We start from the raw sequence: 25,519 nt of genomic DNA, 5'->3' as shown, positions 1-25,519 counted from the left end.
GGGGATCACCCGCCGCCTGTGGACAACTCCCTCACCCTCCCGGGGGGTTCACGGCAGCTCGATCCCCAGGTCCCAGCCGTCGTGCGCATGCGTGCACAGGCAGTCCCGGTCCAATGTCGCGGGCAGCGCGCCCACCGCGTCGAACAGCACCTCCCGCAGCCGTCCCACGTTCTCGCCGAACACCCGCAGCACCTCGGTGTGGGAGACGCCCTCGCCGGTCTCGGCGCCCGCGTCCAGGTCGGTGACGAGCGCCAGCGAGGTGTAGCAGAGCCCCAGCTCACGGGCGAGGACGGCCTCGGGGTGACCGGTCATGCCGACGACCGACCAGCCGGCCGCCGCGTGCCACCGGGACTCCGCGCGGGTGGAGAAGCGGGGCCCCTCGATCACGACCATCGTGCCGCCGTCGACCGGTTCCCAGCCCCGCCCCCGGGCGGCCTTGACCGCGGCACGCCGCCCGTCCGGGCAGTACGGGTCGGCGAAGGTCACGTGGACGACGCGGGGCACGACCCCGTCGGCCCGCCGCTCCCCGTCGAAGTAGGTCTGCGCGCGGGCCTTCGTGCGGTCGACGAGCTGGTCGGGGACGACGAGCGTGCCCGGCCCGTACTCCTCGCGGAGTCCGCCGACCGCGCAGGGTCCGAGGATCTGCCGGACGCCCACGGAGCGCAGGGCCCAGAGGTTGGCGCGGTAGTTGATGCGGTGCGGCGGGACGCTGTGGCTCCGGCCGTGGCGGGGAAGGAAGGCGACCTGCCGGCCGGCGATCTCGCCGAGGAAGAGGGAGTCGCTGGGGCTGCCGTACGGGGTGTCGACGGACACCTCCGTGACGTCTTCCAGGAAGGAGTAGAAGCCCGAGCCGCCGATCACGCCGATGTCCGCGTACGCACCTTGGTTGGCCATGGCGATCACCCTATGCGGGGCGCGGGGGAACGCCGAGGGCCCCGTCGCGAACGACGGGGCCCTCGGCGAAGAACGTACGGACTGCGTCCTGAAATCAGGCGCGCAGGGGTCAGGCGGCCGAGCTTCCGGTGCTCGACGAGGACGTCGAGGAGGCGGAGGCGGACGACGAAGAAGTCGACGCGGCCGGCTTCGCGTCCGACGTCGAGGTCGAGGACGACGACGGGGTCGTGGACTTCGACGCGGCCGGCGAGCTGCTGGACGACGAGCCGCGGCTGTCGTTCCGGTAGAAGCCGGATCCCTTGAAGACGATGCCGACGGCCGAGAACACCTTCTTCAGGCGGCCCTTGCACTGGGGGCACTCGGTCAGCGCGTCATCGGTGAACTTCTGCACCGCCTCGAGGCCTTCGCCGCACTCGGTGCACTGGTACTGGTAGGTCGGCACTTGTCTTCCTCCTGGCACTCACACTCATCGAGTGCTAACGACAATCCATACTGACGTATTCCGCGGGTTCAGTCCACCGCCACCGGCACGCGGTGACCGATACCACGCGCCGCGACGAGGCTCGTCTCGCGCGGCTTGAGGCGCGACCGCAGGGCGAGGAGCGTGGCCAGGGCGAGCGCCGTGCCCACCATCGGCACCAGGAATCCGGTGCTCGCGCCGTGGGCGTCGGCGAGGCGGCCGGCGACCGTGACGGCCGCCGCCTGGCCGAGCGCGACGGCGCCGGTGAGCCAGGTGAAGGCCTCGGTACGGGCGGACGCCGGGATCAGGGTCTCGACGATGGTGTAGCCGGTGATCAGGGCCGGGGCGATGCACAGACCCACGACCAGACCGAGGGCGCCGAGGAGCAGCACCGAGTGCGTGGTCCACAGCAGCGACGCGGCGACGGTGAGGCCGGCGTAGCCGAGGATCAGGCGGCGGCGGGGGCCGACCTTCCAGGCGACGGCGCCCATGGCGATGCCCGCGAGCATGTTGCCGGCGGCGAAGATCCCGTACAGCAGACCGTTGGCGCCGGGGTTGCCGATCTCCTCGGTGAACGCGGTCAGGGAGACCTGCATGCCGCCGAAGACGGAGCCGATGCCGAGGAAGGCGACGACGAGGACGCGGACGCCGGGGATGGAGAGCGCCGAGCGGCGCGGGTCCGAGGAGCCGGCGGCGGAGATGCCGAACGCGGGCTGGGTGGCGCGCTGGGCGGCGAAGAAGAGGCCGCCGAAGAGGGTGAGCGCGGCCTCGGCGATCAGACCGGCGGCGGGGTGGACGCCGGTGCACAGGGCGGTCGCGAGGACGGGACCGACGACGAAGGTGAACTCGTCCGTGACGGACTCGAAGGCGGCGGCCGTCGGCATCAGCGGGGTGCCGTCGAGCTTGGCGGCCCAGCGCGCCCGGACCATCGGCCCGACCTGCGGCACGGAGGCACCGGCGGGCACGGCGGCCAGGAACAGGGCCCACAGCGGGGCGCCGCTCAGGGCGAGCACCACGAGCAGGGAGACGGACGCGGTGTGGACGAGGACGCCGGGGATCAGGACGGCGCGCTGGCCGAAGCGGTCGGCGAGCTTGCCGCTCTGCGGTGCGAACAGCGCCATCGAGACGCCGGTGACGGCGGCGACCGCGCCGGCGCTGCCGAAGGAGCCGGTGGTGTGCTGGACGAGCAGGACGATGCCGATGGTCAGCATCGCGAAGGGCTGCCGTGCGGCGAAGCCGGGAAGCAGGAAGGACAGCGCACCGGGTGTGCGCAGCAGCCGGCCGTAGCCGGGCCGCTTGTCCGAGATGACCGTGGACGCCACGGTCCTGGCCTTTCTGCCGCCTGGTAGCGCGCCCCCGGCATGGTGGTGCGGGTGTCGCCGAGAGCTGTCCTCATGCGCGTTACTGCGGTAGATACCGGGCCGGCCCCACTGCGGAGGGGCGCCACGGCCGCCATACGGTCGCGCCAGCTCTGCGTCAGGCAGAGTTGGTTCGATCAGGTGTGCCTTCATGGTACAGGGAGGAGCGTCTTCCCGCCTGGGAAAACGCTCCCGTCCTTGAATTAATGCCTCGGATTAACCGGATGTTCGTTTCTGGCCGTGGCGGTGGAAGCGAAGATCGGTACCGTGCGGCTCGCTGACCGCCGTGGCGCCCCCCGTGCCCAGCCAGCCGGCGAGCTTGCCGCCCTGGCCGACCGCGCGCAGCCGCCGTTCCGTGGCGTCCCGCACCGGGTCGGTCGCGACGACGAGGAGTTCGTCGCCGCGCCGCAGGACGGTCGCGGGCCCGGGGACGAAGCTCGTCTCCTCCCGTACGACGAGGGTGACGGCCGCTCCGGCGGGCAGCCGGAGCTCGGCGACCTCGACCCCGTGCATCCGGGAGTGCTCCGGGATGGCGACGGAGAGCAGATGGCCGCGCAGTCGCTCCAGGGGCGCGGACTCGACGCCGAGGTCGGCCGCCTCGCCGGAGTCGCCGAGCTTGAGGGCCTTCGCCAGCCAGGGCAGGGTCGGCCCCTGGACGAGGGTGTAGACGACGACGAGCACGAAGACGATGTTGAAGATCCGCTCGCTGCCCTCGATGTCCGACACCATCGGGATGGTGGCCAGGATGATGGGGACGGCTCCGCGCAGGCCGGCCCAGGACATCAGGGCCTGTTCCTGCCAGGGGATACGGAAGGGCAGCAGGCTGACCAGGACTTCCATGGGCCGGGCGACCACGGTCAGGACCAGGCCGATGACGACGGCGGGCCAGAAGTCGTGGACGAGCTCGTGCGGGGTGACGAGAAGGCCGAGCAGGACGAACATGCCGATCTGGGCGATCCAGCCGAGTCCCTCGGCGAAGCCCCGGTTCGCGGGCGCGTGCGGCAGCTTGGCGTTGCCGAGGACCATCGAGGCCAGGTAGACGGCGAGGAAGCCGGAGCCGTGGGCCATGGCACCGGCGGCGTACGCGACGACGGCGATGGCCATGACGGCGATCGGGTAGAGGCCGGAGGCGGGCAGGGCGACGTGCCGCAGCCCGTAGGCGCCGAGGAACCCGACGGCGAGGCCCACGGCGACGCCGATGGCGAGCTCCAGGGCGATCGTGCCGACGAGGACCCACCAGTGGTCGACCGGTCCGGCCGTGGAGAAGGCGACGACGAGGATGACGACGGGGGCGTCGTTGAAGCCGGACTCGGCCTCCAGGACACCGGTGACCCGTGACGGCAGGGGGACCTTGCGCAGCACGGAGAAGACCGCGGCGGCGTCGGTCGAGGAGACGACGGCGCCGATGATCAGGGCCTGTCGCCAGTCGAGGCCCACGAGGTAGTGGGCGGCGGCGGCCGTGACGCCCACGCTCACCGCGACGCCGATGGTGGAGAGGACGACCGCGGCGGGCAGCGCCGGCTTGATCTCCTTCCACTTCGTGCCGAGGCCACCCTCGGCGAGGATCACGACGAGGGCGGCGTAGCCGATGACCTGCGTCAGTTCCGCGTTGTCGAAGGCGACGTTGCCGATGCCGTCCTGGCCGATGGCGATGCCGATGCCGAGGTAGAGCAGGAGGCTGGGGAGCCCGCTCCGGGACGAGATCCGTACGGCCGCGACCGCGATCAGCAGCACGAGGGAGCTGATGAGCAGGAGTTCGTTGAGCTCGTGGACAGTCAGTGGCCGTTCCTTCCCCTCACATGCAGCTGGAACGTTCTTCCAGCGGCCGTCGCGTGCGGCTGGATCGTTCCTCCAGCGGCAGACACTTCGTTACCTTACCTAATCTTTAACGTTTTCTTGACGCCGTCTTTGCACCGCCTCGCTCGCCAGTACGGTTCTCTTCCGGACACCGCGTCCGGGCCCTCCAGGCGCTGCGCCTAAGGTTGCTCCCGTACTCCAGGACCACCCTGCCCCTCGAAGGACAGCGATGCCCTCCAACACGACCGCGCCTCCCGCCAAGAAGAAAGGGCGGCGCGCCCGCCTGATCCTCCTCGTCCTGGTCCTCGCTCTGGTCGCGGGCGTCGGATACGGCGGGTTCTGGGGTGTGAGCACCGTCCGGGCCTCGTTCCCGCAGACCACGGGCGAGATCCGGCTCGACAGTCTGTCCGGCGAGGTCGAGGTGAAGCGGGACGCGAACGGCGTCCCGCAGATCTACGCCGACAACGAGACGGACCTCTTCCGCGCCCAGGGCTACGTCCAGGCGCAGGACCGCTTCTACGAGATGGACGTCCGGCGGCACGTGACCGCGGGCCGGCTCTCGGAGATGTTCGGCGAGAGCCAGGTCGAGACGGACTCCTTCCTGCGCACGCTCGGCTGGCGCCGGGTCGCGCAGCAGGAGTACGACAAGGTCCTGTCGCCGGAGACGAAGAAGTACCTCCAGGCGTACGCGGAGGGCGTCAACGCCTACCTGAAGGACCGGGACCCCGCCGACATCTCCGTCGAGTACGCGGCCCTGGCCCTCACCAACGACTACGCGATCGAGCCGTGGACGCCGGTCGACTCGGTGGCCTGGCTCAAGGCGATGGCCTGGGACCTGCGCGGCAACATGCAGGACGAGATCGACCGCTCGCTGATGACGAGCCGGATGAGCGCGAGCCAGATCAAGCAGCTGTACCCGGACTACCCGTACGCGCTCCACCAGCCGATCGTCGACCGGGGCGCGGTGGACGGTTCCGGGACCTTCGACCCGAAGGGCACGGCGGGCGACGGCGACGAGGACCTGACCACCGGCGAGACCCCGGGCGGTGTTCCCGGCAGCGGCTCGGGATCCTCCGGTTCCTCCGACGGCTCCGGTGCGCAGTCCCAGCTCGGCGCGCTCTCCGAGGTCCTGGACGGCGTGCCCGCCCTCCTCGGCCCCAACGGCAACGGCATCGGCTCGAACTCCTGGGTCGTCTCCGGGACGTACACGACCTCCGGCAAGCCGCTGCTCGCCAACGACCCGCACCTCGCGCCCCAGCTGCCGTCCCTCTGGTACCAGATGGGTCTGCACTGCCGCTCGGTCTCGGCGACCTGCCGTTACGACGTCTCCGGCTACACGTTCTCCGGGATGCCCGGTGTGATCATCGGACACAACGACAAGATCGCCTGGGGCCTCACCAACCTCGGCGCCGACGTCACCGACCTCTACCTGGAGAAGATCGGCCCCGACGGCTACCTCGTCGACGGCAAGGTCAAGCCCTTCACGGTCCGCGAGGAGACCATCAAGGTCGCCGGCGGCGGCGACCGGACGATCACCGTCCGCTCCACCGAACGCGGCCCGCTCGTCTCCGACCGCTCCTCCGACCTGGAGAAGGTCGGCCAGAAGGCCCCCGTCGGCAACGCCGCCCCCGACCGCGGCACCGGCTACGGCGTCTCCCTCCAGTGGACCGCCCTCCAGCCGGGCAGGTCGATGGACGCGATCTTCGCCCTCGACCGCGCCAAGAACTTCGGCCAGTTCCGGGACGCCGCGAAGAACTTCGAGGTCCCGTCCCAGAACCTGATCTACGCCGACACCGAGGGCAACATCGGCTACCAGTCCCCGGGCAAGATCCCGCAGCGCACCAAGGGCGACGGCACCCTGCCCGCGCCCGGCTGGGACTCCTCGTACCGGTGGAAGGGCTACATCCCCTTCGCCAGGCTGCCGTACGAGTACAACCCGAAGCGCGGCTACATCGTCACCGCCAACCAGGCCGTGATCGACGCCGAGAACTACCCCGACCTGCTCACCAAGGACTGGGGCTACGGCTCGCGCAGCCAGCGGATCAACGACCTCATCGAGTCGAAGACCAAGGACGGCGGAAAGATCTCGCCGGACGACATGCGGACCATGCAGACGGACAACCGCAGCGAGATCGCGACCCTCCTGAACCCGCTCCTGCTGAAGATCGACATCTCGGACCCGTACGTCCGCGAGGCCCAGAAGCTGCTCGAGGGCTGGGACTACACCCAGGAGCCCGACTCGGCCGCCGCCGCCTACTTCAACGCGGTCTGGCGCAACGTCCTCAAGCTGTCCTTCGGCGACAAGCTGCCCAAGGAGCTCCGCGCCGAGGGCGACTGCATCAACGTGCGCCCGGCCGACGCCACCGGCCCGGTCGACGAGCAGAACAAGCTCGTACGGGAATGCGGCCAGCGGGACCCCGACTCCGCGCAGCCGGACGGCGGCGACCGCTGGTACGAGGTGGTCCGTCCGCTCCTCAAGCAGGAGAAGAGCGAGTGGTGGGTCACCCCGGGCAACCGCACCGACCAGGCCACCGAGACCCGTGACCAGCTGCTCGCCCGCGCCATGAAGGACGCACGCTGGGAGCTGACCGCCAAGCTCGGCAAGGACGTCTCCACCTGGAGCTGGGGCCGGCTGCACCAGCTGACCCTGAAGAACCAGACCCTCGGCACCGCCGGCCCCGGCGTCGTGCAGCAGCTCCTCAACCGCGGCCCCTGGAACCTGGGCGGCGGAGAGGCGGCCGTCGACGCCACCGGCTGGAACGCGGCCGGCGGCTACGAGGTCATCTGGGTGCCCTCGATGCGGATGGTCGTCAACGTCGGCGACTGGGACAAGTCCCGGTGGATCAACCTGACCGGTGCCTCCGGTCACGCCTTCAACTCCCACTACACCGACCAGACGGACGCGTGGGCGAAGGGCGACCTGTACGACTGGGCCTACGGCAAGGCGGCCGTCGACGCGGCGACGAAGGACACGCTGAAGCTGAAGCCCTGATCAGGGCCGGAAACGGGTGACTCCCCCCGGGGTCACCACCGCGTGCACGGGGTGGTCGTGCGGTTCCTCCGGGACCCGCGTGACCACCTCGTCCGCGTAGAGGAGCACCACGAGCGCCGGATCGGCACCCGCGCGCGTGAGCCGGGCGAGCACCCGGTCGTACGAGCCGCCGCCCCGGCCGAGGCGCATCCCGCGCCCGTCGACCGCGAGGCCGGGCAGCAGGACGGCGTCGGCGGCGCACACGGCCTCGGGGCCGAGCCGCGGCCCAACCGGTTCGAGCAGGCCCCGGCCGGCCTTCGCGAGCCCCTCCGGGCCCTCGTAGGCCGCCCAGTCCAGATCGTTGTCGGGGAGCAGAACGGGGAGCAGGACCCGCACCCCGCGCGCGTGGAGCGCGTCGAGCAATGCGCGGGTGCCCGGCTCGCGGCCCACGGACACATAGGCGGCGACCGTGGAGGCCTCCGCGAGTTCGGCGAGTTCCAGTCCCCGGCGGGCGAGGGATTCGGCCGTGCGGGCCAGGGATTCGGCGCTCAGCGCGGCGCGGGCGGCCAGAAGTCGGCTGCGCAGCACGGTCTTTTCGGACATCTCAGGTGTCATGTCGGCCCCATGCGAATTCGCCAAACTCTCGAAAGTGTCTTTATGTGAAGGAAGTTAACCGAAGCCACATCTTCCTCTCATTCCGAACGGCTAAGGTGCACCGCATGAATCACTTGCTCCCCAGGCTCGGCCGGATCAGCAAGGCTGTCATCCCGGCCGCCGGCCTCGGTACCCGCTTCCTCCCGGCGACCAAGGCGACGCCGAAGGAGATGCTGCCGGTCGTCGACAAGCCGGCCATCCAGTACGTCGTCGAGGAGGCCGTCGCGGCGGGCCTCTCCGACGTCCTGATGATCACCGGCCGGAACAAGCGCCCCCTGGAGGACCACTTCGACCGGAACTACGAGCTGGAAGAGGCCCTGACGCGGAAGGGCGACGCCGAACGGCTCTCCAAGGTCCAGGAGTCCAGTGACCTCGCCACCATGCACTACGTCCGCCAGGGCGCCCCGCGCGGCCTCGGTCACGCCGTGCTCTGCGCCGCACCGCACGTCGGCGACCAGCCCTTCGCGGTGCTCCTCGGGGACGACCTGATCGACCCGCGCGACCCGCTGCTCTCGCGGATGGTGGAGATCCAGGAGAGGGAGGGCGGCAGCGTGATCGCCCTCATGGAGGTCGAGCCCTCGCAGATCCATCTGTACGGCTGCGCGGCGGTCGAGGCGACCGTCGACGCGGACGTCGTGAAGGTGACGGACCTGGTCGAGAAGCCGGACGCGGACGAGGCGCCCAGCAATTACGCGATCATCGGCCGCTATGTGCTGGATCCGGCCGTCTTCGGGATGCTGCGGGAGACCGAGCCGGGCCGCGGCGGGGAGATCCAGCTGACGGACGCCCTGCAGAAACTCGCCTCGGACGAGAAGATCGGCGGCCCGGTGCACGGCGTCGTCTTCAAGGGGCGCCGTTATGACACCGGTGACCGCGGTGACTATCTGCGTGCCATTGTCAGACTCGCGTGCGAACGTGAAGATCTGGGACCGGACTTCCGGGCCTGGCTCCGGAGATACGTCAGCGAGGAGATGTAGCACCTTGAGCAGCAGCGCGGCACCGTCGCCGTCCCACGACGGCCACGACCACGGCGATCACGGCGATCACGGCCACGGCGACGAGGAGAAGGCGGCCGACCCCTGCGCGGGGCTCGCGCGCGGGCTGTGGTCGGTGGACGAGCACCTGGCCGACATCCTCGCGACGGTCGGCCCGCTCGAACCCATCGAGCTGCAACTCCTCGACGCGCAGGGCTGCGTCCTCGTCGAGGACGTGACGGTGCCGGTCGCCCTGCCGCCCTTCGACAACAGCTCCATGGACGGGTACGCGGTCCGGGTCGCCGATGTCGCCGGTGTCACCGAGGAGTTCCCCGCCGTCCTGACCGTCGTCGGCGACGTCGCGGCGGGTGCCGGCGGCCTGCCCGAGGTCGGCCCCGGCCAGGCCGCCCGGATCATGACCGGCGCCCCGCTGCCGCCCGGCGCCGAGGCCGTCGTCCCCGTCGAATGGACCGACGGCGGTACGGGCGGGGGCGCGGCCACCGGCATGACCGCCGCGAGCGCCGCCCCCGAGGGCGCGTCCGGCGAGGTCCGGGTGCACCGCGCCGCGGAGGCCGGGGCCCATGTCCGCGAGCGGGGGAGCGACGTACGGGCAGGGGAGCTGGCCCTGTCGGCCGGCACGGTGCTCGGGCCGCCGCAGATCGGGCTGCTCGCCGCGATCGGCCGCGGCACCGTCCGGGTGCGGCCCCGCCCCCGGGTGGTCGTGATGTCCACCGGCAGCGAGCTGGTCCAGCCCGGCGAGCCGCTGGGCGAGGGCCAGATCCACGACTCCAACAGCTTCGCGCTCGCCGCGGCCGCGCGGGACGCGGGCGCGCTCGCGTACCGGGTGGGTGCCGTCGCCGACGACGCCGAGTCGCTGCGCGCCACCATCGAGGACCAGCTCATCCGGGCCGATCTGATCGTGACCACCGGCGGGGTGAGCGTCGGCGCGTACGACGTGGTCAAGGAGGCGCTGACCGCCGACGGGCAGGTCGACTTCCGCAAGCTGGCCATGCAGCCGGGCAAGCCGCAGGGCTTCGGCGCGATCGGCGCCGAGCAGATCCCGCTGCTCGCCCTGCCGGGCAACCCCGTCTCCTCGTACGTCTCCTTCGAGCTGTTCGTCCGGCCCGCGATCCGGTCCCTGATGGGCGTCGAGGACCTGCACCGGCCCCGGGTGCGGGCCGAGCTGGCCGCCGACAGGGCACTGTCCTCGCCCGCGGGGCGGAGGCAGTTCCTCCGGGGGACGTACGACCCGGAGGCGGGCACCGTCACTCCGGTGGGCGGTGCGGGCTCCCATCTGATCGCGGCCCTCGCGCACGCGGACTGCCTGCTGGTGGTCCCGGAGGAGACGGAGAGCGTGGAGCCGGGGGCCGAGCTGGAAGTGGTCCTCCTCGGCTGAGGGGGCGAGGGTGGGGGTACGGTGTCGTCCCACACAGCGACCGGGAGTGTCACGGCGATGAGCACGCAGCAAGGTCTCACCCACATCGACGAGGCGGGCGCGGCCCGCATGGTCGACGTCTCCGCGAAGGACGTCACGTCCCGCACGGCGCGCGCCAGCGGGCGGGTCCTCGTCTCGCCGCGCGTGATCGAGCTGCTGCGCGGCGAGGGTGTCCCGAAGGGCGACGCGCTCGCCACCGCCCGGATCGCCGGGATCATGGGCGCCAAGAAGACCCCGGACCTCATCCCGCTCTGCCATCCGCTGGCGGTGTCGGGCGTGACCCTGGACCTGGCGGTCACCGACGACGCGGTCGAGATCCTGGCGACGGTGAAGACGACGGACCGTACGGGCGTCGAGATGGAGGCCCTGACGGCGGTCTCGGTGGCGGCCCTGACGGTGGTCGACATGGTGAAGGCGGTCGACAAGGGCGCGGTCATCTCCGACGTACGGGTGGAGGAGAAGACGGGCGGAAAGTCGGGCCACTGGACGCGGGGCGAGTCGTGAGCCGCGGCGGCCGGGTGTCGGGCGTGCACGAGCACGAGGAGCACGCGGGACACGAGGCGCACGGGGCCGAGGCCTCGTCGGCGACGGAGGGGGCGGCCGCCTGCTCGGCCCTGGTCGTCACGGCCTCGAACCGGGCGGCTGCCGGGGTCTACGAGGACAAGGGCGGTCCGCTGATCGCCGAGGCCCTCACCCGGATGGGCTTCGCCGTGGACGGCCCGCAGGTCGTCCCGGACGGCGCGCCGGTCGAGGCGGCGCTGCGGGCGGGCATCGCCGCGGGGTACGACGCGATCGTGACCACCGGCGGTACGGGCATCTCGCCCACCGACGAGACGCCCGAGGTGACCCGCCGGGTCCTGGAGCGGGAGATCCCGGGCATCCCGGAGGCGATCCGGGCGTACGGCCGGGAGAAGGTGCCGACGGCGGCACTCTCGCGGGGCCTCGCGGGGGTCGCGGGCGGGACGCTGATCGTGAACCTGCCGGGGTCTTCCGGCGGGGTACGGGACGGGCTGACCGTCCTGGAGCCGATCCTGCGGCACGCCGTCGACCAGATCCGCGGCGGCGACCACCCGAGACCGTCGTGATCCCGACCTGGCCGGTCGTTCTCGTGGACGGAGAGGTGATGCTCCGTCCGATAAAGATGCGTGACCACGCTGCCTGGCGCGAGGTGAACCGGCGCAACCGGGAGTGGCTGCGGCCCTGGGAGGCGACGGTTCCGCCCTCGCCCCCGGGCGGGCCGGTGGCGCAGCGGCCGACGTACCGTCAGATGGTCCGTCATCTGCGGTCGGAGGCGAACGCCGGGCGGATGCTGCCGTTCGTGATCGAGTACCGGGGCCGGCTGGTCGGGCAGTTGACCGTCGCGGGCATCACCTGGGGCTCGATGTGCTCCGGGCACGTGGGCTACTGGGTGGACAGCGAGGTGGCCGGGCGCGGTGTCATGCCGACGGCGGTCGCGCTGGCCGTCGACCACTGCTTTCGCTCGGTCGGTCTGCACCGGATGGAGGTCTGCATCCGTCCGGAGAACGGGCCTTCGCGCCGGGTCGTCGAGAAGCTGGGGTTCCGTGAGGAGGGGCTGCGGCCCCGCTACCTCCACATCGACGGCGCCTGGCGGGACCATCTGGTCTTCGCGCTCACGGCGGAGGAGGTGCCGGAGGGGCTCTTGCGCCGCTGGCATCAGGCAAGAATGAGATAAGTGTTCGAATTCAGTCGGTAGTTGGCAGTCAATCGATCTGAACAATCACAAAAAAGTTCAGTGATATCAGCCAGATCGTGCGACACACCGGGCCAATTGGCCGATGCCGTCGCGCGAACCCCTCTACCGTGTGAGGCGTGAGCAGCAGCGGCCTCATCTACGCAGTCATCGTCGGGGCCTGGGCCGCCTACTTGGTACCGATGTGGCTCCGCAGGCAGGACGAGCTGAACGAAGCCCGTCCGACGGAACGCTTCAGCACCGCCATCCGGCTGCTTTCCGGACGGGCGGGCATGGAGCGCCGATACGCCAAGGAGCTCAAGCAGCGGGACCGTACGGCGGAGGGTCCGACGCCCGACGTGGACCCGGACGCGGAGACCGAGCACCTGAGCTCGGTCGACGTCCGGGCGTTTTCCGCGCCCGCGGCCAGAACGGAAGCGCGCCTGGAACTCCCCGAGCGGGAGCAGGCGCAGCAACCCGCCCCGAACCCCGCCCCGGCGCCCGCTCGCCCCGCCACGGGCGCGGCGGCCGAGCGCGCCCGGCGCGGCAAGGTCCTCGCCCGGCGCCGCCGCACCACCACGCTGCTCTTCGCCGGCTTCACCCTCGGCGCGGTCGTCGCCGCCGTCGGCGGGGTCGCCTTCCTGTGGGTACCGGCCGTGCCCGCGCTGCTCCTCAGCGCGTACATCGTGCACCTGCGGGTCCAGGAACGCCGGCGCTTCGTGTACGTGATGGACCGGCGGCGCGCGGAAGCGGCGGCTGCGCGGCTGCGCGAGAGCCGACGCCCGACGCCCACGCCCGAGCTGTCACCCGAGTCCACCGCCGGCCCCTCCCCGCAGGAGGCGGACCGGCGCGCCCTGGTCGAGCAGACCGACCACGCGGAGTGGGTCGACCAGCAGCGCGAGCGCGGCCCGGCCCGCGGCGACAGCTGGGACCCGGTCCCGGTGCCGCTCCCCACCTACGTCACCGCCCCGGTCGCCCCGCGCGCCACGAGCGGCATCGACATCACGGACCCGGAGACCTGGAGTGCGGCCCGCTCCTCCACGGCGGCCGACCCGGCCCCCACCCCGTCCCCGGCACCGCGCCAGCGCACCACCCCTCCGCGCCGCAACCGCGACCACGGCCGCACCCCGCTCTTCGACCAGTACGCGGACGACGACCGCCCCCGGGCGGCCAACGAATGACCCACCGCCGGGGGCCGGCGACGGCCCCCGGCTGACCTGCGCGGGAACGGATTTTTGCCTGGGCCCGTCGGGATGCTAATGTTTCACACGTCGCAAGGGCCTGTGGCGCAGTCTGGTAGCGCACCTCGTTCGCATCGAGGGGGTCTGGGGTTCAAATCCCCACAGGTCCACAGACACCGAGAATCCCGTCCGATCGAAAGATCGGGCGGGATTCTTGTCGTTGCGGGAGTTTTACGGCCGGGGTACCGGAGCCGAAAGGCGGCCGAGCCGGATCTCTGCACTTCTCCGGAAATCCAGTACAGGAAACAGCGACTTCCTATGCCCTCAAGTGTCATGACAATTCCCCCACGAGGGCGAGATCGCGGGAGCTCAAGTTCCGCTCAACTCGGTGGCGGGCGCTCAGGAGGGCCGACATTCTGTCGACGTTCATCGAACATCGACTCTGCGAGGTGTACGTGTCCGTTGGCCGACTGCCTGGTGGAAGACCAGCAGTGACATCACGAAGAAATCGACTCATATCCGCGGCCTTGGCGAGTGTTCTCGCCGGTTCCGCTCTCATCGCTCTTCCCGGGCTCGCTCCGACCGCCTCCGCGGTCTATCTGACCCCGGTGCAGACGGGAGAGCAGAGCGAGGAGGACTACGCCCTCGACCAGGCCCGGACCACGGGCCGGCCGTTCGAGCTCGAGTCGGCCCGCACCGAGACCACCGACACCTGGGCCCAGCCGGACGGGACCTGGACGGTGAACCGCCACGGAACGGCCGTCCGCGTCTTCCGTGACGACGACTGGGTACCGACCGACCCGACGCTCGTCCTCGGCGAGGACGGAGCCGTACGGCCGGCCGCGTCGCTGGTGGACGTGACCTTCTCCGGCGGCGGCACCGCTCCGCTCCTCTCCGGCGTGAAGGACGGGCGCAAGCTCACGCTCAACTGGCCGAAGGCGCTGCCCGCGCCCACGCTGGCCGGGAACGTGGCCACCTACGCCGAGGTCCTGCCCGGCGTCGACCTCCAGCTGAAGGCCGAGATCGAGGGCTTCTCGCAGCTCCTCGTCGTCAAGAACGCCGAGGCCGCGCAGAACCCCGAGCTGGACAGCCTGAAGTTCAAGTTCAGCACGGTCGGGCTCGACGTCTCCGTCGATGGTGAAACGGGCAGCCTCACCGCGGTGGACCCCTCGGGGCACGCGGTGTTCTCCAGCCCGTCGCCCCTGATGTGGGACTCCACGACGACCACCAGCGAGACGCAGCCGCCCGCGGGCGCCCGGGCGTTCTCCGCCAACGCCGTGGGAGGGACGGCGGATGACGGAACGACGGCACCTGCGGACAACTTCGAGCCGCCGCCGGGTGCCACCGACGCGCCGATGGAGACGGCGATCACCGGGGACACCCTGGAGATCAAGCCGGACCAGGCACTGCTGGCCGCTCCCGGGACGCAGTACCCGGTCTTCATCGACCCGCAGTGGGCCTGGGGCGAGCGGCAGAACTGGACGCGCGTCTACGAGCGCTACCCGAACTACTCGTTCTGGAACTCCACCGACCCCATCCGGGTCGGCTACGAGGCCCAGACGGGCGGCCTGGACCGCGTCTCGCGTTCGTTCCTCCAGATGGACACGAGCGACGTCATGGGCGCCGAGGTCAAGAAGGCCACGTTCCGGATCAAGAACACCTGGTCCTGGTCCTGCCAGCACCGTCCCGTGGAGCTCTGGCACACGACGGGCATCACGTCGAAGACGACGTGGCGGAACCAGCCCACCCAGCTCAGCAGGCTGTCCACGGTGAACGACGCCAAGGGCTGGAACTCGGAGATCGAGGGCTGTGGGGCGGGGAACCTCGAGTTCGACCTCACCGCCAAGGTGAAGGCCCGCGCCAAGGAAGGCCCGAAGGGCCAGGGCATGGCCAACATCACCCTGGGTCTGTACGCCTCCGACGAGTCGGACACCTTCGGCTGGAAGAAGTTCGACCCGAAGACGGCCACCCTCGAGCTCAAGTACAACACCGCGCCGAAGCGCCCCTCGGGCCTGGGGACGTTCCCCAAGACCGACTGCAAGACCGGTGGTGTCATCGGCAACACGCGCGTCAGCCTGTACGCCAAGCACTCCGACAAGGAGGCGGGCAACCTGACGGCGCAGTTCAACCTGTTCAAGGCGGGTGCCGGCACGCCGTTCAAGACGATGGCCCTGCCCGCCCTGAAGGAGAAGGTCACCACCTGGGCGGTGCCGGACGTCGACCTGCCGACGGGTGACTACACCTGGAACGTGGCCACGAAGGACCAGGACGGTGCCTGGGGTCCGACCTCGGTGACCTGCAAGTTCACCGTCGATCGGACGCGCCCCAGCTCCCCGCCGATCATCAACTCGACGGTCTTCCCGAACGGCGAGAAGGGCTGGCCCCAGGGGACCGGCCCGGCGCGGAAGCCCGGTGCGTTCACCTTCGCCCCGAACGGCGTCACGGACGTGGTCCAGTACCACTACTGGACGGACACCGACCCCGACGTCACGCCGGTGGGCGTCAACGTGCCGGTGAACATCACGCCGCCCAGCTACGGTCCGCACTTCGTGTACGCGTACAGCGTCGACAAGGCGGGCAACCGCTCGGACACGGCCACGTACATCTTCTACGCGAGCCGCTCGGCGATGCGGGACCAGGCGTTCGACCTGAACGGCGACGGCAACCGCGACATCTGGGCCGTGGACGGGAACGGAACACTCCTGACGTACGCAGGCCAGGGCTCCGGCGAGTTCAGCAACGCCACCAACGGCGGCGCCTCGTTCGCCGACAAGCAGGTCTCCTCCTTCGGCGACTGGGGCCAGGACGGCTACAACGACCTCGTCAGCCTGGAGTACGACGACGTCGACAAGAAGAAGAAGATCTACGTCTACGACAACGACGGACAGGGCCGGATCGACCCGGAGCAGCGGACCGAACTGTCGGTGACCTGCCCGGTCCCGAACGAGCTGGACTGCTTCGGCGAGGCCAGCTGGACCGGTGACGACCACTGGTACAACGCCGACCAGGTCGCCGCCCCCGGTGACCTCAACGGCGACGGCCAGCCCGACCTCCTGGTCAAGCAGGGCAAGCTGCTCTGGGCCTACTACGGCAACCGTGCCACCAACGACCTGGACCTCGGCTTCACGAAGTCACCGAGCCTGGTGGGCGGCACCGACTGGGACAAGTACACGATCATCACCCCGGGTGACGTCTCCCTCGACGGGCTGCCGGACCTCTGGCTCCGTGACGACGCGACCGGCGACATCATGGTCGCCTGGTCGCAGAAGGCACCCGGAGGCGGCCTGAACACCGCCACCCTGGGCATCCCGGCCAACCGGCTCAAGATCGGCTCGGGCGTCACCAAGGCGCTGTACCCGGTCGTGGGCTCCTCCGGTGACCTCACGAACGACCCGGTCCAGGAGCGCCGCGCGGAGCTGTGGGCCCGCAAGGCCTCGGACAACACCCTGGTCGGCTGGCGCGGCATCGTGCCCTCCGCCACCAGCACGCTCGAGTTCGGGGCGCGCTTCACCATCGACGGTGTGACGGGCGGGGCCTACATCCCCTCCGGCACCACGATCCCGTCGGGCACCACGTACACCTCCAACGCCGCCAAGCTCACGATGCGGACCGACGGCAACCTCGTCGTCACGTCCAACGCGGGCGCCGTGCTGTGGAGCTCGAACACGGCCGGCAACACCGGAGCCAAGGCCGTCATGCAGTCCGACGGCAAGCTCGTGGTCACCAGCGCGGCCGGTGCCCAGCTGTGGTCCTCCAACGTGGCCGCCGCCAACGGCTACGCGCTCCTCCAGGACCGCGGCAGCCTGGTCGTGTACGACGCGGCGGGCCGGTCGAAGTGGTCGACCAACACCGTCGTCCGGCACGACTACGACGGCGACGGCCGCAGCGACATGGCGGCCTGGTACGCGTACTCCGCCGGGACCTCCGCGCTGCACACCTTCCAGTCCAACTCGGACAGCACGTTCCGCGCGCCGGTCAAGTCCTACGAGTCGGCGGTGGGCACCTGGAACGTCGACCGGATGCAGTTCGTCACCGGTGACTTCAACGGTGACGGCCGGGCCGACCAGGCGTCGCTGTACGACTACGGTGACGGCGTCGTCAAGCTCTTCACCGCGACCGGCAAGGCGGGCGGCGGATTCAACGCCCCCTTCCCGTCCTGGACCTCGGGCAAGGGCGGCTACTACTCCGCCTCGATGACCCTGCTGGCCGGTGACTTCAACGGTGACGGCCGGGACGACATCGCCGCCTGGTACGGGTACGCGGCGGGCAACGACACCATCTTCACCTTCACGGCGAACCCGCAGGGCGGCTTCAACGCGCCCTTCGGCTCCGCGCAGATGGCGGCGGGCAATTGGCACGTGGCGAACAGCAAGTTCGTCACCGGTGACTTCAACGGTGACGGCCGGGACGACATCGCCGCCCTGTACGGCTACTCCGACGGCGCGCTGAAGATGCACACCTTCCCGGCGCAGGCCGGCGGCGTCTTCCCGCAGACCAGCACCGTGTCCTGGTCCGAGAACGGCACCACCTGGGGCAGCTTCGGCCGTACCTTCCCGCACGCGGGCGACTTCAACGGGGACGGTCTCGACGACGTCGCCTTCTGGTACGACTACGCCGACGGTCACGACGCCCTGTTCAAGCTGCCCGCCTCGTCGGCGCGCGACGGCAAGTTCGGTGCCGCGGTCAAGAGCCTCGACGTGCCGACCGGCAACTGGTACTACCAGGGCGCCCAGTACCTGCCGGGTGACTACAACGGTGACGGCAAGGACGACATCGGCAGCTTCTACGGCTACTCCACCGGAGCCGTCAAGACGTTCACCCACGTCGCGACGGCCACGGGCTTCGACTACCACAAGGCGGGCTGGGGCACCGAGACCGGCTGGACCTGGTCGCGAGCCACCATCCTCCGCCCCTACAACTAGGGGCACGACGCCTCACGCCCGACCGTGAGGCAGCACGACGGCGATGCCCGGGAATCCATCCCGGGCATCGCCCTTTTCATTGCTCGAATTCGAGCGGTCCCGCGTGTTCGGATATCGAAATAAGCCTTTCTCAGATCTACCTCAAATGGTGGGCGCCCCGTCGAGCGCTGCACGTAGCGTTCGGTGACATTTCCGTCCCCCTGAGAGGTGGGGTGTGAGAATTCAACGCATACGTGGATCCGTTACCGTTATGGCGGTCGCGGTCACGATAGGAGTTCTTCCGGCGGCGGGCGTTTCGTCCGCTGTTCCGGAGGTTAGAAATCCGCTTCCGGCGCTTGAGCAGCCGAATCCGGTGCCCGTGGAAAAGGCCGCTTTCGGCGGAGCCAGGAAGCCCGACGCCGCGGCGGCGCACGCGTGGAAGGGGAGGCCACGCGTGCTCTGGCCCGCCGCGGGCTCGGCAGAGGTGACGCTGACCCCACCGCCCGCCGGTGCGCGGGCCGTGGGACCCGGCAGCGGCGCGACAGCTGTCGAGGCGGGGTCCCTCCCCGTCTCCGTCGCGCTGACCGGAGGCGGGACCGCCGACTCCGCGGCCTCGGCCCGCGTCAAGGTCCGGGTCGAGGAACGCCAGGCCGCCCGGCGCATCGGCGTCGAGGGGCTGCTGCTCTCCCTGGACCGTACGGACGCCCCCGCCGCGAGGAAGACGGGCACGCCCGCGAGGACCGGGGCCGAGACGGCCGGCCGGGCGGGCAGGGCCGGGACCGCGGGCACGCGCGTCGAGGTGGACTACTCCGGCTTCCGTGACGCCTACGGCGGCGACTGGGCCTCCCGGCTCCGCCTCGTACGGCTCCCGGCCTGCGCCCTGACGACCCCCGACAAGGACGCCTGCCGGGTGCAGACGCCCCTGGAGACCACGAACGACACCCGCGCGGGCACCCTGTCCGCGCCGGTCGCGCTGTCCGGCGCGACCGTGCTCGCTGCGACGGCGGGGGCCGAGGGTTCGTCGGGCGACTACAAGGCGACGAGCCTGTCGACCTCCGGTACCTGGAGCGCCGGCGAGGGGAACGGCTCCTTCGCCTGGACGTATCCGGTCGAGGTGCCGACGGTTCCCGGCGGGCTGCAGCCGGCGATCTCCCTCGACTACTCCTCGCAGGCCGTGGACGGCCGGACCGCGGCCTCCAACAACCAGCCCTCGTGGATCGGTGACGGCTGGAACTGGGAGCCGGGCTTCATCGAGCGCCGCTACAAGGCGTGCAACGACGACCAGACCGGCGCGACGAACACCACGCGCGTGGGCGACCTGTGCTGGTTCAACGACAACGCGACGATGAACCTGGGCGGCAAGAGCACCGAGCTGGTCTACGAGGACGGCAAGGGCTGGCACGAGGCCGGCGGCTCCGGAGCCGACATCGAGAAGCTGACCGGCGCGGCCAACGGCGACTCGGGCACGGACGGCGTCGACGGCAAGGGTGAGCACTGGAAGGTCACCACGACCGACGGCACCCAGTACTTCTTCGGCCGGAACCGGCTGCCCGGCTGGCGCGACGGCGGCACCGTCACGCCCGACGACGACGACCCGGTCACCAACTCCACCTGGACGGTCCCGGTCTTCGGCAACCAGACGGGCGAGCCCTGCCACGACTCCTCGTTCGCGGACGGCTGGTGCCAGCAGGCCTGGCGCTGGCAGCTCGACTACGTGGTCGACCCGCACGGCAACGCCATGGCGTACTACTGGAACACCGAGAAGAACAACTACGGCCGTAACGTCTCCGAGACCACCGGCAAGGCGACCGTCACCCCGTACGTCCGCGGCGGCTGGCTCGACCGGATCGAGTACGGCCTGCGCGACGACGCCGTCTACACCGGCAAGGCCATGGGCAAGGTCGAGTTCGGCGTCGGCGAGCGCTGCCTCACCGACTGCGGCACCTTCGACGAGACCAACGCCGGGAACTGGCCCGACGTCCCGTACGACGCGTACTGCAAGGACGGGGCGACCGAGTGCGAGGACAACTACTCGCCGACGTTCTGGTCGCGCAAGCGCCTCACCGGGATCAGCACCCAGGTGCTGACCGGCGGCACGTACAAGGACGTCGACTCGTGGACCCTGACGCAGGGCTTCCCCGCCGCAGGTGACGGCATCTCACGACCGCTGTGGCTGAGCTCCGTCCAGCGCACGGGCAAGGCCGGAGCGGCGGTCAAGCTGCCGCCCGTCACCTTCGCGGGAGAGCAGCGCGCCAACCGGGTCGACAAGACCGGTGACGGTCTCGCCCCGTTCATCCGGCTCAGGCTCTACCAGATCACCACCGAGACCGGCGGCACCATCGGCGTCACCTACACGCAGCCGGACTGCACGGCGTCCGACCTGCCCGCGCCGGACGCGAGCAACGACCGGCGCTGCTACCCGGTGAAGTGGGCGTTCGAGGGGTACGAGAGCAAGCTCGACTGGTTCAACACCTATGTGGCGACCCAGGTGGTCGAGGGCGACAACCTCGTCGAGTCCCCCGACAAGGTGACCACCTACAGCTACCTCGACGGCGCCGCCTGGACGAAGAGCACCGACGAGATCACCAAGGCCGACGACCGGACGTACTCCGTCTCCCGCGGCTATGGGCGGGTCCAGACCCGCGTCGGTGCCGCGTCCGACCCGAGGACCCTCACAGAACGGCGCTACTTCCGCGGACGCGACGGCGCGACCGTCAAGGACTCGGCCGGGGAAGGGGCCACCGACCGCGAGCAGTTCGCCGGCATGGTCCGCGAGAGCGTCACGTACAACGGCGACGACACCTCGAAGCCGCTGACCGCCACCTCGTACACCCCGTGGCGTTCGGAGGCCGTCGCCTCCCGCACCCGCTCCGGGCTGCCCGCCCTGACGGCCTACCGCACCGGCATCCAGAAGGAGGAGGCACGGGCCACCGTCACCGGTGGCACCCGCACCACCGAACTCACCCGCACCTTCGACGCGTACGGCATGATCGCGTCCGTCTCCGAGACCGGCGACACCGCCCGCACCGGCGACGAGCGGTGCACCACCACCAGCTACGCCCGCAACACGACCGCCGGAATCCTCGACACGGTCGGCAGGAAGCTGATCGTCGCCGTCCCCTGCGGCAGCCCGACGACCTCGGCCGACGTCATCGACGACGTCCGCACGTCCTACGACGGCGGCGCGTTCGGCGCGGCGCCGACCCGGGGCAACGTCACCAGGAGCGAGCGGATCAACGGCGCCGGCACCGGCTACGACGCGGTGTCCACCACCCCCGCCGCCGACTTCGACATCTACGGCCGAGCGCTGTCGGCGGCGGACGTCCACGGCAAGGTCACCACGACCCGCTACACCCCGGCCACCGGGGAGGCGCCGGCCACCGTGCTCGTCACCAACCCGCTCGGGCACGCGGCGACGACCACGATGGACCCGCGGCGCGGTCTGCCCACCCAGGTCAGCGACGCCAACGGCAAGGTGACCACGACCGCGTACGACGGGGTCGGACGGAAGACGAAGGTGTGGCTGCCGACCCGGTCGGCCGTCACCTACCCCGACTCCCCCCACCACGCCTTCGAGTACCAGGTCCGCAACGACGGCCCGATCGTCGTCACCAGCAGGTCACTCACCCACGACGCCGACTACCGGACGTCCTACTCCTTCTACGACGGCATGCTGCGCCCGCGGCAGACCCAGGAGACCTCGCCCGACCTCTCCGGACGGCTCGTCACGGAGAGCTTCTACGACACCCGCGGGCAGGCCTGGCGCTCCTCCGGCGTCTACTACGCCACCGGCGCGGCGGAGCCCGCCCTCGTCACCGGCCAGGAGCTGAAGTACCCGGCGTCCACGGACACCGTGTTCGACGGCGCCGGGCGCATCACGGCCGTGATCTCGCGCAGGTTCGGCGACGAGACCAAGCGCACCACGACCAGCTACACCGGTGACACCGCCACCGTGGTCCCGCCGAAGGGCGGCATCGCGAGCACCAAGGTCATGGACGCGCTCGGCCGGACCGTCGAACTGCGCCAGTACGTGGACGCGGCCCGCACCCAGTACACCTCGACGCTCTACCGCTTCGACCGGAAGGGCCGGGTGGACCGGCTGACCAACCCGTCCGGCGCCGAGTGGAACTACGGTTACGACGCCCGCGGCCGCCAGGTGCGGATCGACGACCCCGACAAGGGGACGGTCAGCACCACGTACGACGCGGCCGACCGGCCCGTCGACGTCACGGACGCCCGGCTGCGCACCCTGCACACCGACTACGACGCGCTCGGCCGCAAGACCGCCGTCAAGAAGGGCACGACGACCCTCGCGTCCTGGGAGTACGACACCGTCGCCAAGGGGCAGCTCAGCAAGGCGAGCTCCTGGGCCGGCGGCCAGGCGTACGAGTCCGCCGTGACCTCCTACAACCCCCTCTACAAGCCCGTCGGCACCCAGCTGACCATCCCGGCGCGCGAGGGAGCGGCCGCCGGCGTCTACAAGTGGACGACCTCCTACAACCCCCACACCAGCCAGGTGATGTGGACCATGCAGCCCGCCATGGGCGGACTGCCGGCGGAGAAGGTCGCCAACAGCTACAGCCCGGTCACCGGACTGCTCAACACCGTCGGCGCTGGCAGCGACGCCCTGATGTCGGCGGGCACCTACGACCACTACGGCCGGCTGATCCGCCAGGACCTCGGATCCTTCGGACAGAAGGTCGTCCTCTCGAACATCTACGACGAGCACACCGGCGCGCTGACCCAGACCTTCACCGACCGTGACCTGGCACCGCAGCGGGTCGAGGACACGAAGTACGGGTACGACCCGGCCGGCAACATCACCTCCATCGCCACCGGCTACGGCCAGGACGCGGCCCGCACCACGGACACCCAGTGCTTCACGCTGGACCCGCTGGCCCGGATCACCGAGGCCTGGACCAACACCGGCACGGCCTGCGCCGCGGCGCCCTCCACGACCGCCGTCGGCGGCCAGGACGCCTACTGGACGTCGTACACCTACGACGCCGTCGGCAACCGCAAGACCGAGACGCAGCACAAGACCGCCTCGGGCCCGGCCGCCGACACGCTCCGGACCTACGCGGCCCCGGCCGCGGGCACCCACAGGCTGCCGAAGGTCACGCAGACCGGCACGAACGCACACGACGAGACCTTCACCTACGACGCCGCGGGCAACACCGAGACCCGCAAGATCGGCGCCGCGGCCCAGCAGAACCTCGCGTGGGACGACCGGGGGCACCTCGCGTCGGTCACCGAGGGGACGACGGAGAAGGCGAGCTACCTGTACGACACGGAGGGCCAGCGGCTCGCGGCGAAGGACGCCGACGGCACGACCCTGTACCTCCCGGGAGGCAACGAACTGCACGTCTCCAAGACCGGTGTCCTGACCGGCACCCGCTACTACGGCGCCGGTGACCGGATCATCGCGGTGCGCACCGGCGGCAAGCTGAGCTTCACGCTCGCCGACCACCACGGCACGGGCACCACCCAGATCACGGCCGACGCGGCCCAGACCGTCACCCGCCGCAAGACCGCGATCTTCGGCGGCGCCCGGGGCAGCCAGCCGGCCGCCTGGGCGGGGGAGAAGGGCTTCGTCGGCGGCACGAACGACACCGCGACCGGCCTGATCCACCTCGGCGCGCGCGAGTACGACGCGGCCCTCGGCCGCTTCGTCTCGGTCGACCCGCTCTTCGTCACCGACGACCCGCGCCAGCACAACGGCTACGGCTACGGCAACAACAACCCGGTGACCCAGACGGACCCGGCAGGCACGGAGATCGGCTCGATGCCGAACTCCTGCCTGTACGACCTGAAGAACTGCTCGCCGGAAGAGAAGGCGGGCACGAAGAAGGCGTGCTGCGTCAATCTCGGCGGCGGCGGCGGCGGCGGCGGCGGTGGCGGCGGCGGTGGCGGTGGCGGCGGTGGTGGCGGCGGTGGTGGCACCTACGCGGCGCCCCACTACTGCGACGGCTGCAGGCCGTTGCCGCCGAAGTTGCCCCAGGGAGTCCACGTGCCCGACGGCGGCTCGGACGTCCTCTGGTCCGACACCATGAATGTCTACACCGATGACTACACCGACCGGGACACCAGCACGCTCTACGAGCTCGTGGATGCGGACAAGGAGACCTTCGCGTACGCGTACTCAATCAACTCGCAGATCGCGACCACGGAGCAGTACGCGAAGACCTACGGTGCCAGCCTCACGCTGGGGACAGAGGTCAAGGGCAAGGTTCCCCTGGTGGCCGAGGCCAAGTTCGACGTCACCGTCGGTGTCAACGGTTCCTGGGCCTGGACCGATTCGACGACGAACACCAGGGGTGACACCCAGACCATGACGAAGACCTGGGAAGGCAAGAAGGGGGAGCGCTGGGGTCTGTCGCCCGCAGGCGTTCTCTCCCTCTACAACACGACCTACCATCATCGGGACGGCAGGACCACGACCAAGACGTGGGGGACCTTCGACGTGACCGCATGGAAGCCGGTGAACTACTCGCAGATTCCGGCGAACCGTGTCCCCTTCGAAGCGAAGCAAGTGACAGGGATCCAGCCGCGATGAGGTGTCTCACGCGCATGGTCGCGTTCTCCCTGGCAGCCGGCCTGCTCCTCGGGTGCGGTGCCGAGAAGTCGCCGACCACCGGGTCCACCGGCTCTCCCGCGAGCGTCTCGCCGTCGGCCACCTCGACGGCCACCCCGACGGCCGACCGGACGGCGGAGTTGAGGGAGACGGCTCTCACCGCGGCCGAGGCCGCCGGCGAGACTCCCACGGGCGTCGGGATCTCCGACGTCGTGCACGACGGCGCCTCCGCGACGTTCTTCTGGGAGACGTCCCGGCGTCGTCTGTGCCTCGCGGAGGTGGGCACGTCCGGTGGGTACAACCATCGGAGGTGCGCCGACCCGTCCGGGGTGGCCCCGAAGGCCGGCGCGCACCTCGCGCCGGTGTTCGGGCCCGGCACGGCGAGCGAAGGCTGGATGGTCGTGCTCCTGGCGGAGCCCGGCAGCCGGATGACGTCCGCCCGATTCGGTGGGAAGGACGTCGAGTGGACGTTCGTCAGGAACCTGGCGCCCGAGATGAAGGGGCGGGGCGTCTACTACGTCGCGTTGGCCGAACTCCCGGTCGGTGAGCTTGAGATGACCGTCGAAGTCGACGGACGTCGGAAGGTCGAACGGCTCACCTTCAGCTAGCGGGCAGGTCGAAAGAGGAGGG

At 70.6% G+C, this 25,519-nt stretch carries 15 protein-coding genes and 1 tRNA gene; 11 read left to right on the top strand and 5 right to left on the bottom strand.

Features of this window, described 5'->3' with window-relative positions:
• Positions 1-48: 48 nt before the first annotated feature.
• From IF00_RS0107330 to IF00_RS0107315, 4 genes are all read right to left on the bottom strand, one after another.
• Entirely contained in the window at positions 49-894 is an 846-nt protein-coding gene (locus IF00_RS0107330) for an S-methyl-5'-thioadenosine phosphorylase (protein ID WP_030315514.1), read from the bottom strand.
• Positions 895-1,003: 109 nt separating this feature from the next.
• Entirely contained in the window at positions 1,004-1,336 is a 333-nt protein-coding gene (locus tag IF00_RS43455) for an FmdB family zinc ribbon protein (protein ID WP_078944574.1), read from the bottom strand.
• A 68-nt stretch (positions 1,337-1,404) separates the two neighbouring features.
• Entirely contained in the window at positions 1,405-2,676 is a 1,272-nt protein-coding gene (locus IF00_RS0107320; RefSeq protein ID WP_030315510.1) for an MFS transporter, read from the bottom strand.
• 252 nt (positions 2,677-2,928) lie between these two features.
• Positions 2,929-4,491 (bottom strand): potassium/proton antiporter, encoded by a 1,563-nt coding sequence (locus IF00_RS0107315; protein ID WP_078944573.1) that lies wholly within the window; start codon positions 4,489-4,491, stop codon positions 2,929-2,931.
• A 247-nt stretch (positions 4,492-4,738) separates the two neighbouring features.
• Here IF00_RS0107315 and IF00_RS0107310 point away from each other — a divergent pair, with 247 nt between their 5' ends.
• A complete protein-coding gene (locus tag IF00_RS0107310; protein WP_030315506.1) occupies positions 4,739-7,501 on the top strand; it encodes a penicillin acylase family protein in 2,763 nt (920 codons plus the stop codon).
• Here IF00_RS0107310 and IF00_RS0107305 read toward each other — a convergent pair whose 3' ends face one another.
• Positions 7,502-8,095: a 5-formyltetrahydrofolate cyclo-ligase gene (locus tag IF00_RS0107305; protein WP_030315504.1), complete on the bottom strand. Its 594-nt coding sequence runs from the start codon at positions 8,093-8,095 to the stop codon at positions 7,502-7,504.
• A 104-nt stretch (positions 8,096-8,199) separates the two neighbouring features.
• Here IF00_RS0107305 and galU point away from each other — a divergent pair, with 104 nt between their 5' ends.
• From galU to IF00_RS0107250, 10 genes are all read left to right on the top strand, one after another.
• Positions 8,200-9,111 (top strand): UTP--glucose-1-phosphate uridylyltransferase GalU, encoded by a 912-nt coding sequence (gene galU, locus IF00_RS0107300; protein ID WP_030315502.1) that lies wholly within the window; start codon positions 8,200-8,202, stop codon positions 9,109-9,111.
• A 4-nt stretch (positions 9,112-9,115) separates the two neighbouring features.
• The gene (gene glp / locus IF00_RS0107295) at positions 9,116-10,504 is read left to right on the top strand and encodes a molybdotransferase-like divisome protein Glp (RefSeq protein ID WP_030315500.1); all 1,389 of its coding nucleotides are present in this window, start codon (positions 9,116-9,118) and stop codon (positions 10,502-10,504) included.
• 57 nt (positions 10,505-10,561) lie between these two features.
• A complete protein-coding gene (moaC, locus tag IF00_RS0107290; RefSeq protein ID WP_030315498.1) occupies positions 10,562-11,047 on the top strand; it encodes a cyclic pyranopterin monophosphate synthase MoaC in 486 nt (161 codons plus the stop codon).
• Positions 11,048-11,157: 110 nt separating this feature from the next.
• A complete protein-coding gene (locus IF00_RS0107285; protein ID WP_030315496.1) occupies positions 11,158-11,628 on the top strand; it encodes a MogA/MoaB family molybdenum cofactor biosynthesis protein in 471 nt (156 codons plus the stop codon).
• A gap of 38 nt (positions 11,629-11,666) precedes the next feature.
• Complete coding sequence (locus tag IF00_RS0107280) at positions 11,667-12,236, top strand: GNAT family N-acetyltransferase (RefSeq protein WP_063740637.1); 570 nt, start codon at positions 11,667-11,669, stop codon at positions 12,234-12,236.
• Positions 12,237-12,373: 137 nt separating this feature from the next.
• Positions 12,374-13,414 carry a divisome protein SepX/GlpR gene (sepX, locus tag IF00_RS0107275; RefSeq protein ID WP_030315491.1) on the top strand — a complete coding sequence of 347 codons (1,041 nt, stop codon included), beginning with the start codon at positions 12,374-12,376 and terminating at the stop codon, positions 13,412-13,414.
• Between the two features lie 96 nt (positions 13,415-13,510).
• A tRNA-Ala gene (locus tag IF00_RS0107270) sits at positions 13,511-13,584 on the top strand.
• 357 nt (positions 13,585-13,941) lie between these two features.
• Positions 13,942-18,336 carry an FG-GAP-like repeat-containing protein gene (locus IF00_RS44890; protein ID WP_063740636.1) on the top strand — a complete coding sequence of 1,465 codons (4,395 nt, stop codon included), beginning with the start codon at positions 13,942-13,944 and terminating at the stop codon, positions 18,334-18,336.
• A gap of 433 nt (positions 18,337-18,769) precedes the next feature.
• Complete coding sequence (locus IF00_RS0107255) at positions 18,770-24,871, top strand: RHS repeat-associated core domain-containing protein (protein WP_245234453.1); 6,102 nt, start codon at positions 18,770-18,772, stop codon at positions 24,869-24,871.
• 14 nt (positions 24,872-24,885) lie between these two features.
• The gene (locus tag IF00_RS0107250; RefSeq protein WP_030315487.1) at positions 24,886-25,497 is read left to right on the top strand and encodes a hypothetical protein; all 612 of its coding nucleotides are present in this window, start codon (positions 24,886-24,888) and stop codon (positions 25,495-25,497) included.
• Positions 25,498-25,519: the final 22 nt, after the last annotated feature.

It is taken from the genome of Streptomyces flavochromogenes, assembly GCF_000717595.1.
Classification (GTDB): Bacteria; Actinomycetota; Actinomycetes; order Streptomycetales; family Streptomycetaceae; genus Streptomyces; species Streptomyces flavochromogenes.
This window is presented reverse-complemented; position numbering and strand designations above follow the sequence as displayed.

Coding starts and splice junctions, on each gene's coding strand:
- moaC (WP_030315498.1), top strand. CDS start 10,562: ATGAGCACGCAGCAAGGTCTCACCCACATCGACGAGGCGGGCGCGGCC.
- IF00_RS0107250 (WP_030315487.1), top strand. CDS start 24,886: ATGGTCGCGTTCTCCCTGGCAGCCGGCCTGCTCCTCGGGTGCGGTGCC.
- IF00_RS0107330 (WP_030315514.1), bottom strand. CDS start 894: ATGGCCAACCAAGGTGCGTACGCGGACATCGGCGTGATCGGCGGCTCG.
- galU (WP_030315502.1), top strand. CDS start 8,200: ATGAATCACTTGCTCCCCAGGCTCGGCCGGATCAGCAAGGCTGTCATC.
- IF00_RS0107310 (WP_030315506.1), top strand. CDS start 4,739: ATGCCCTCCAACACGACCGCGCCTCCCGCCAAGAAGAAAGGGCGGCGC.
- IF00_RS0107280 (WP_063740637.1), top strand. CDS start 11,667: ATGCTCCGTCCGATAAAGATGCGTGACCACGCTGCCTGGCGCGAGGTG.
- IF00_RS0107305 (WP_030315504.1), bottom strand. CDS start 8,095: ATGACACCTGAGATGTCCGAAAAGACCGTGCTGCGCAGCCGACTTCTG.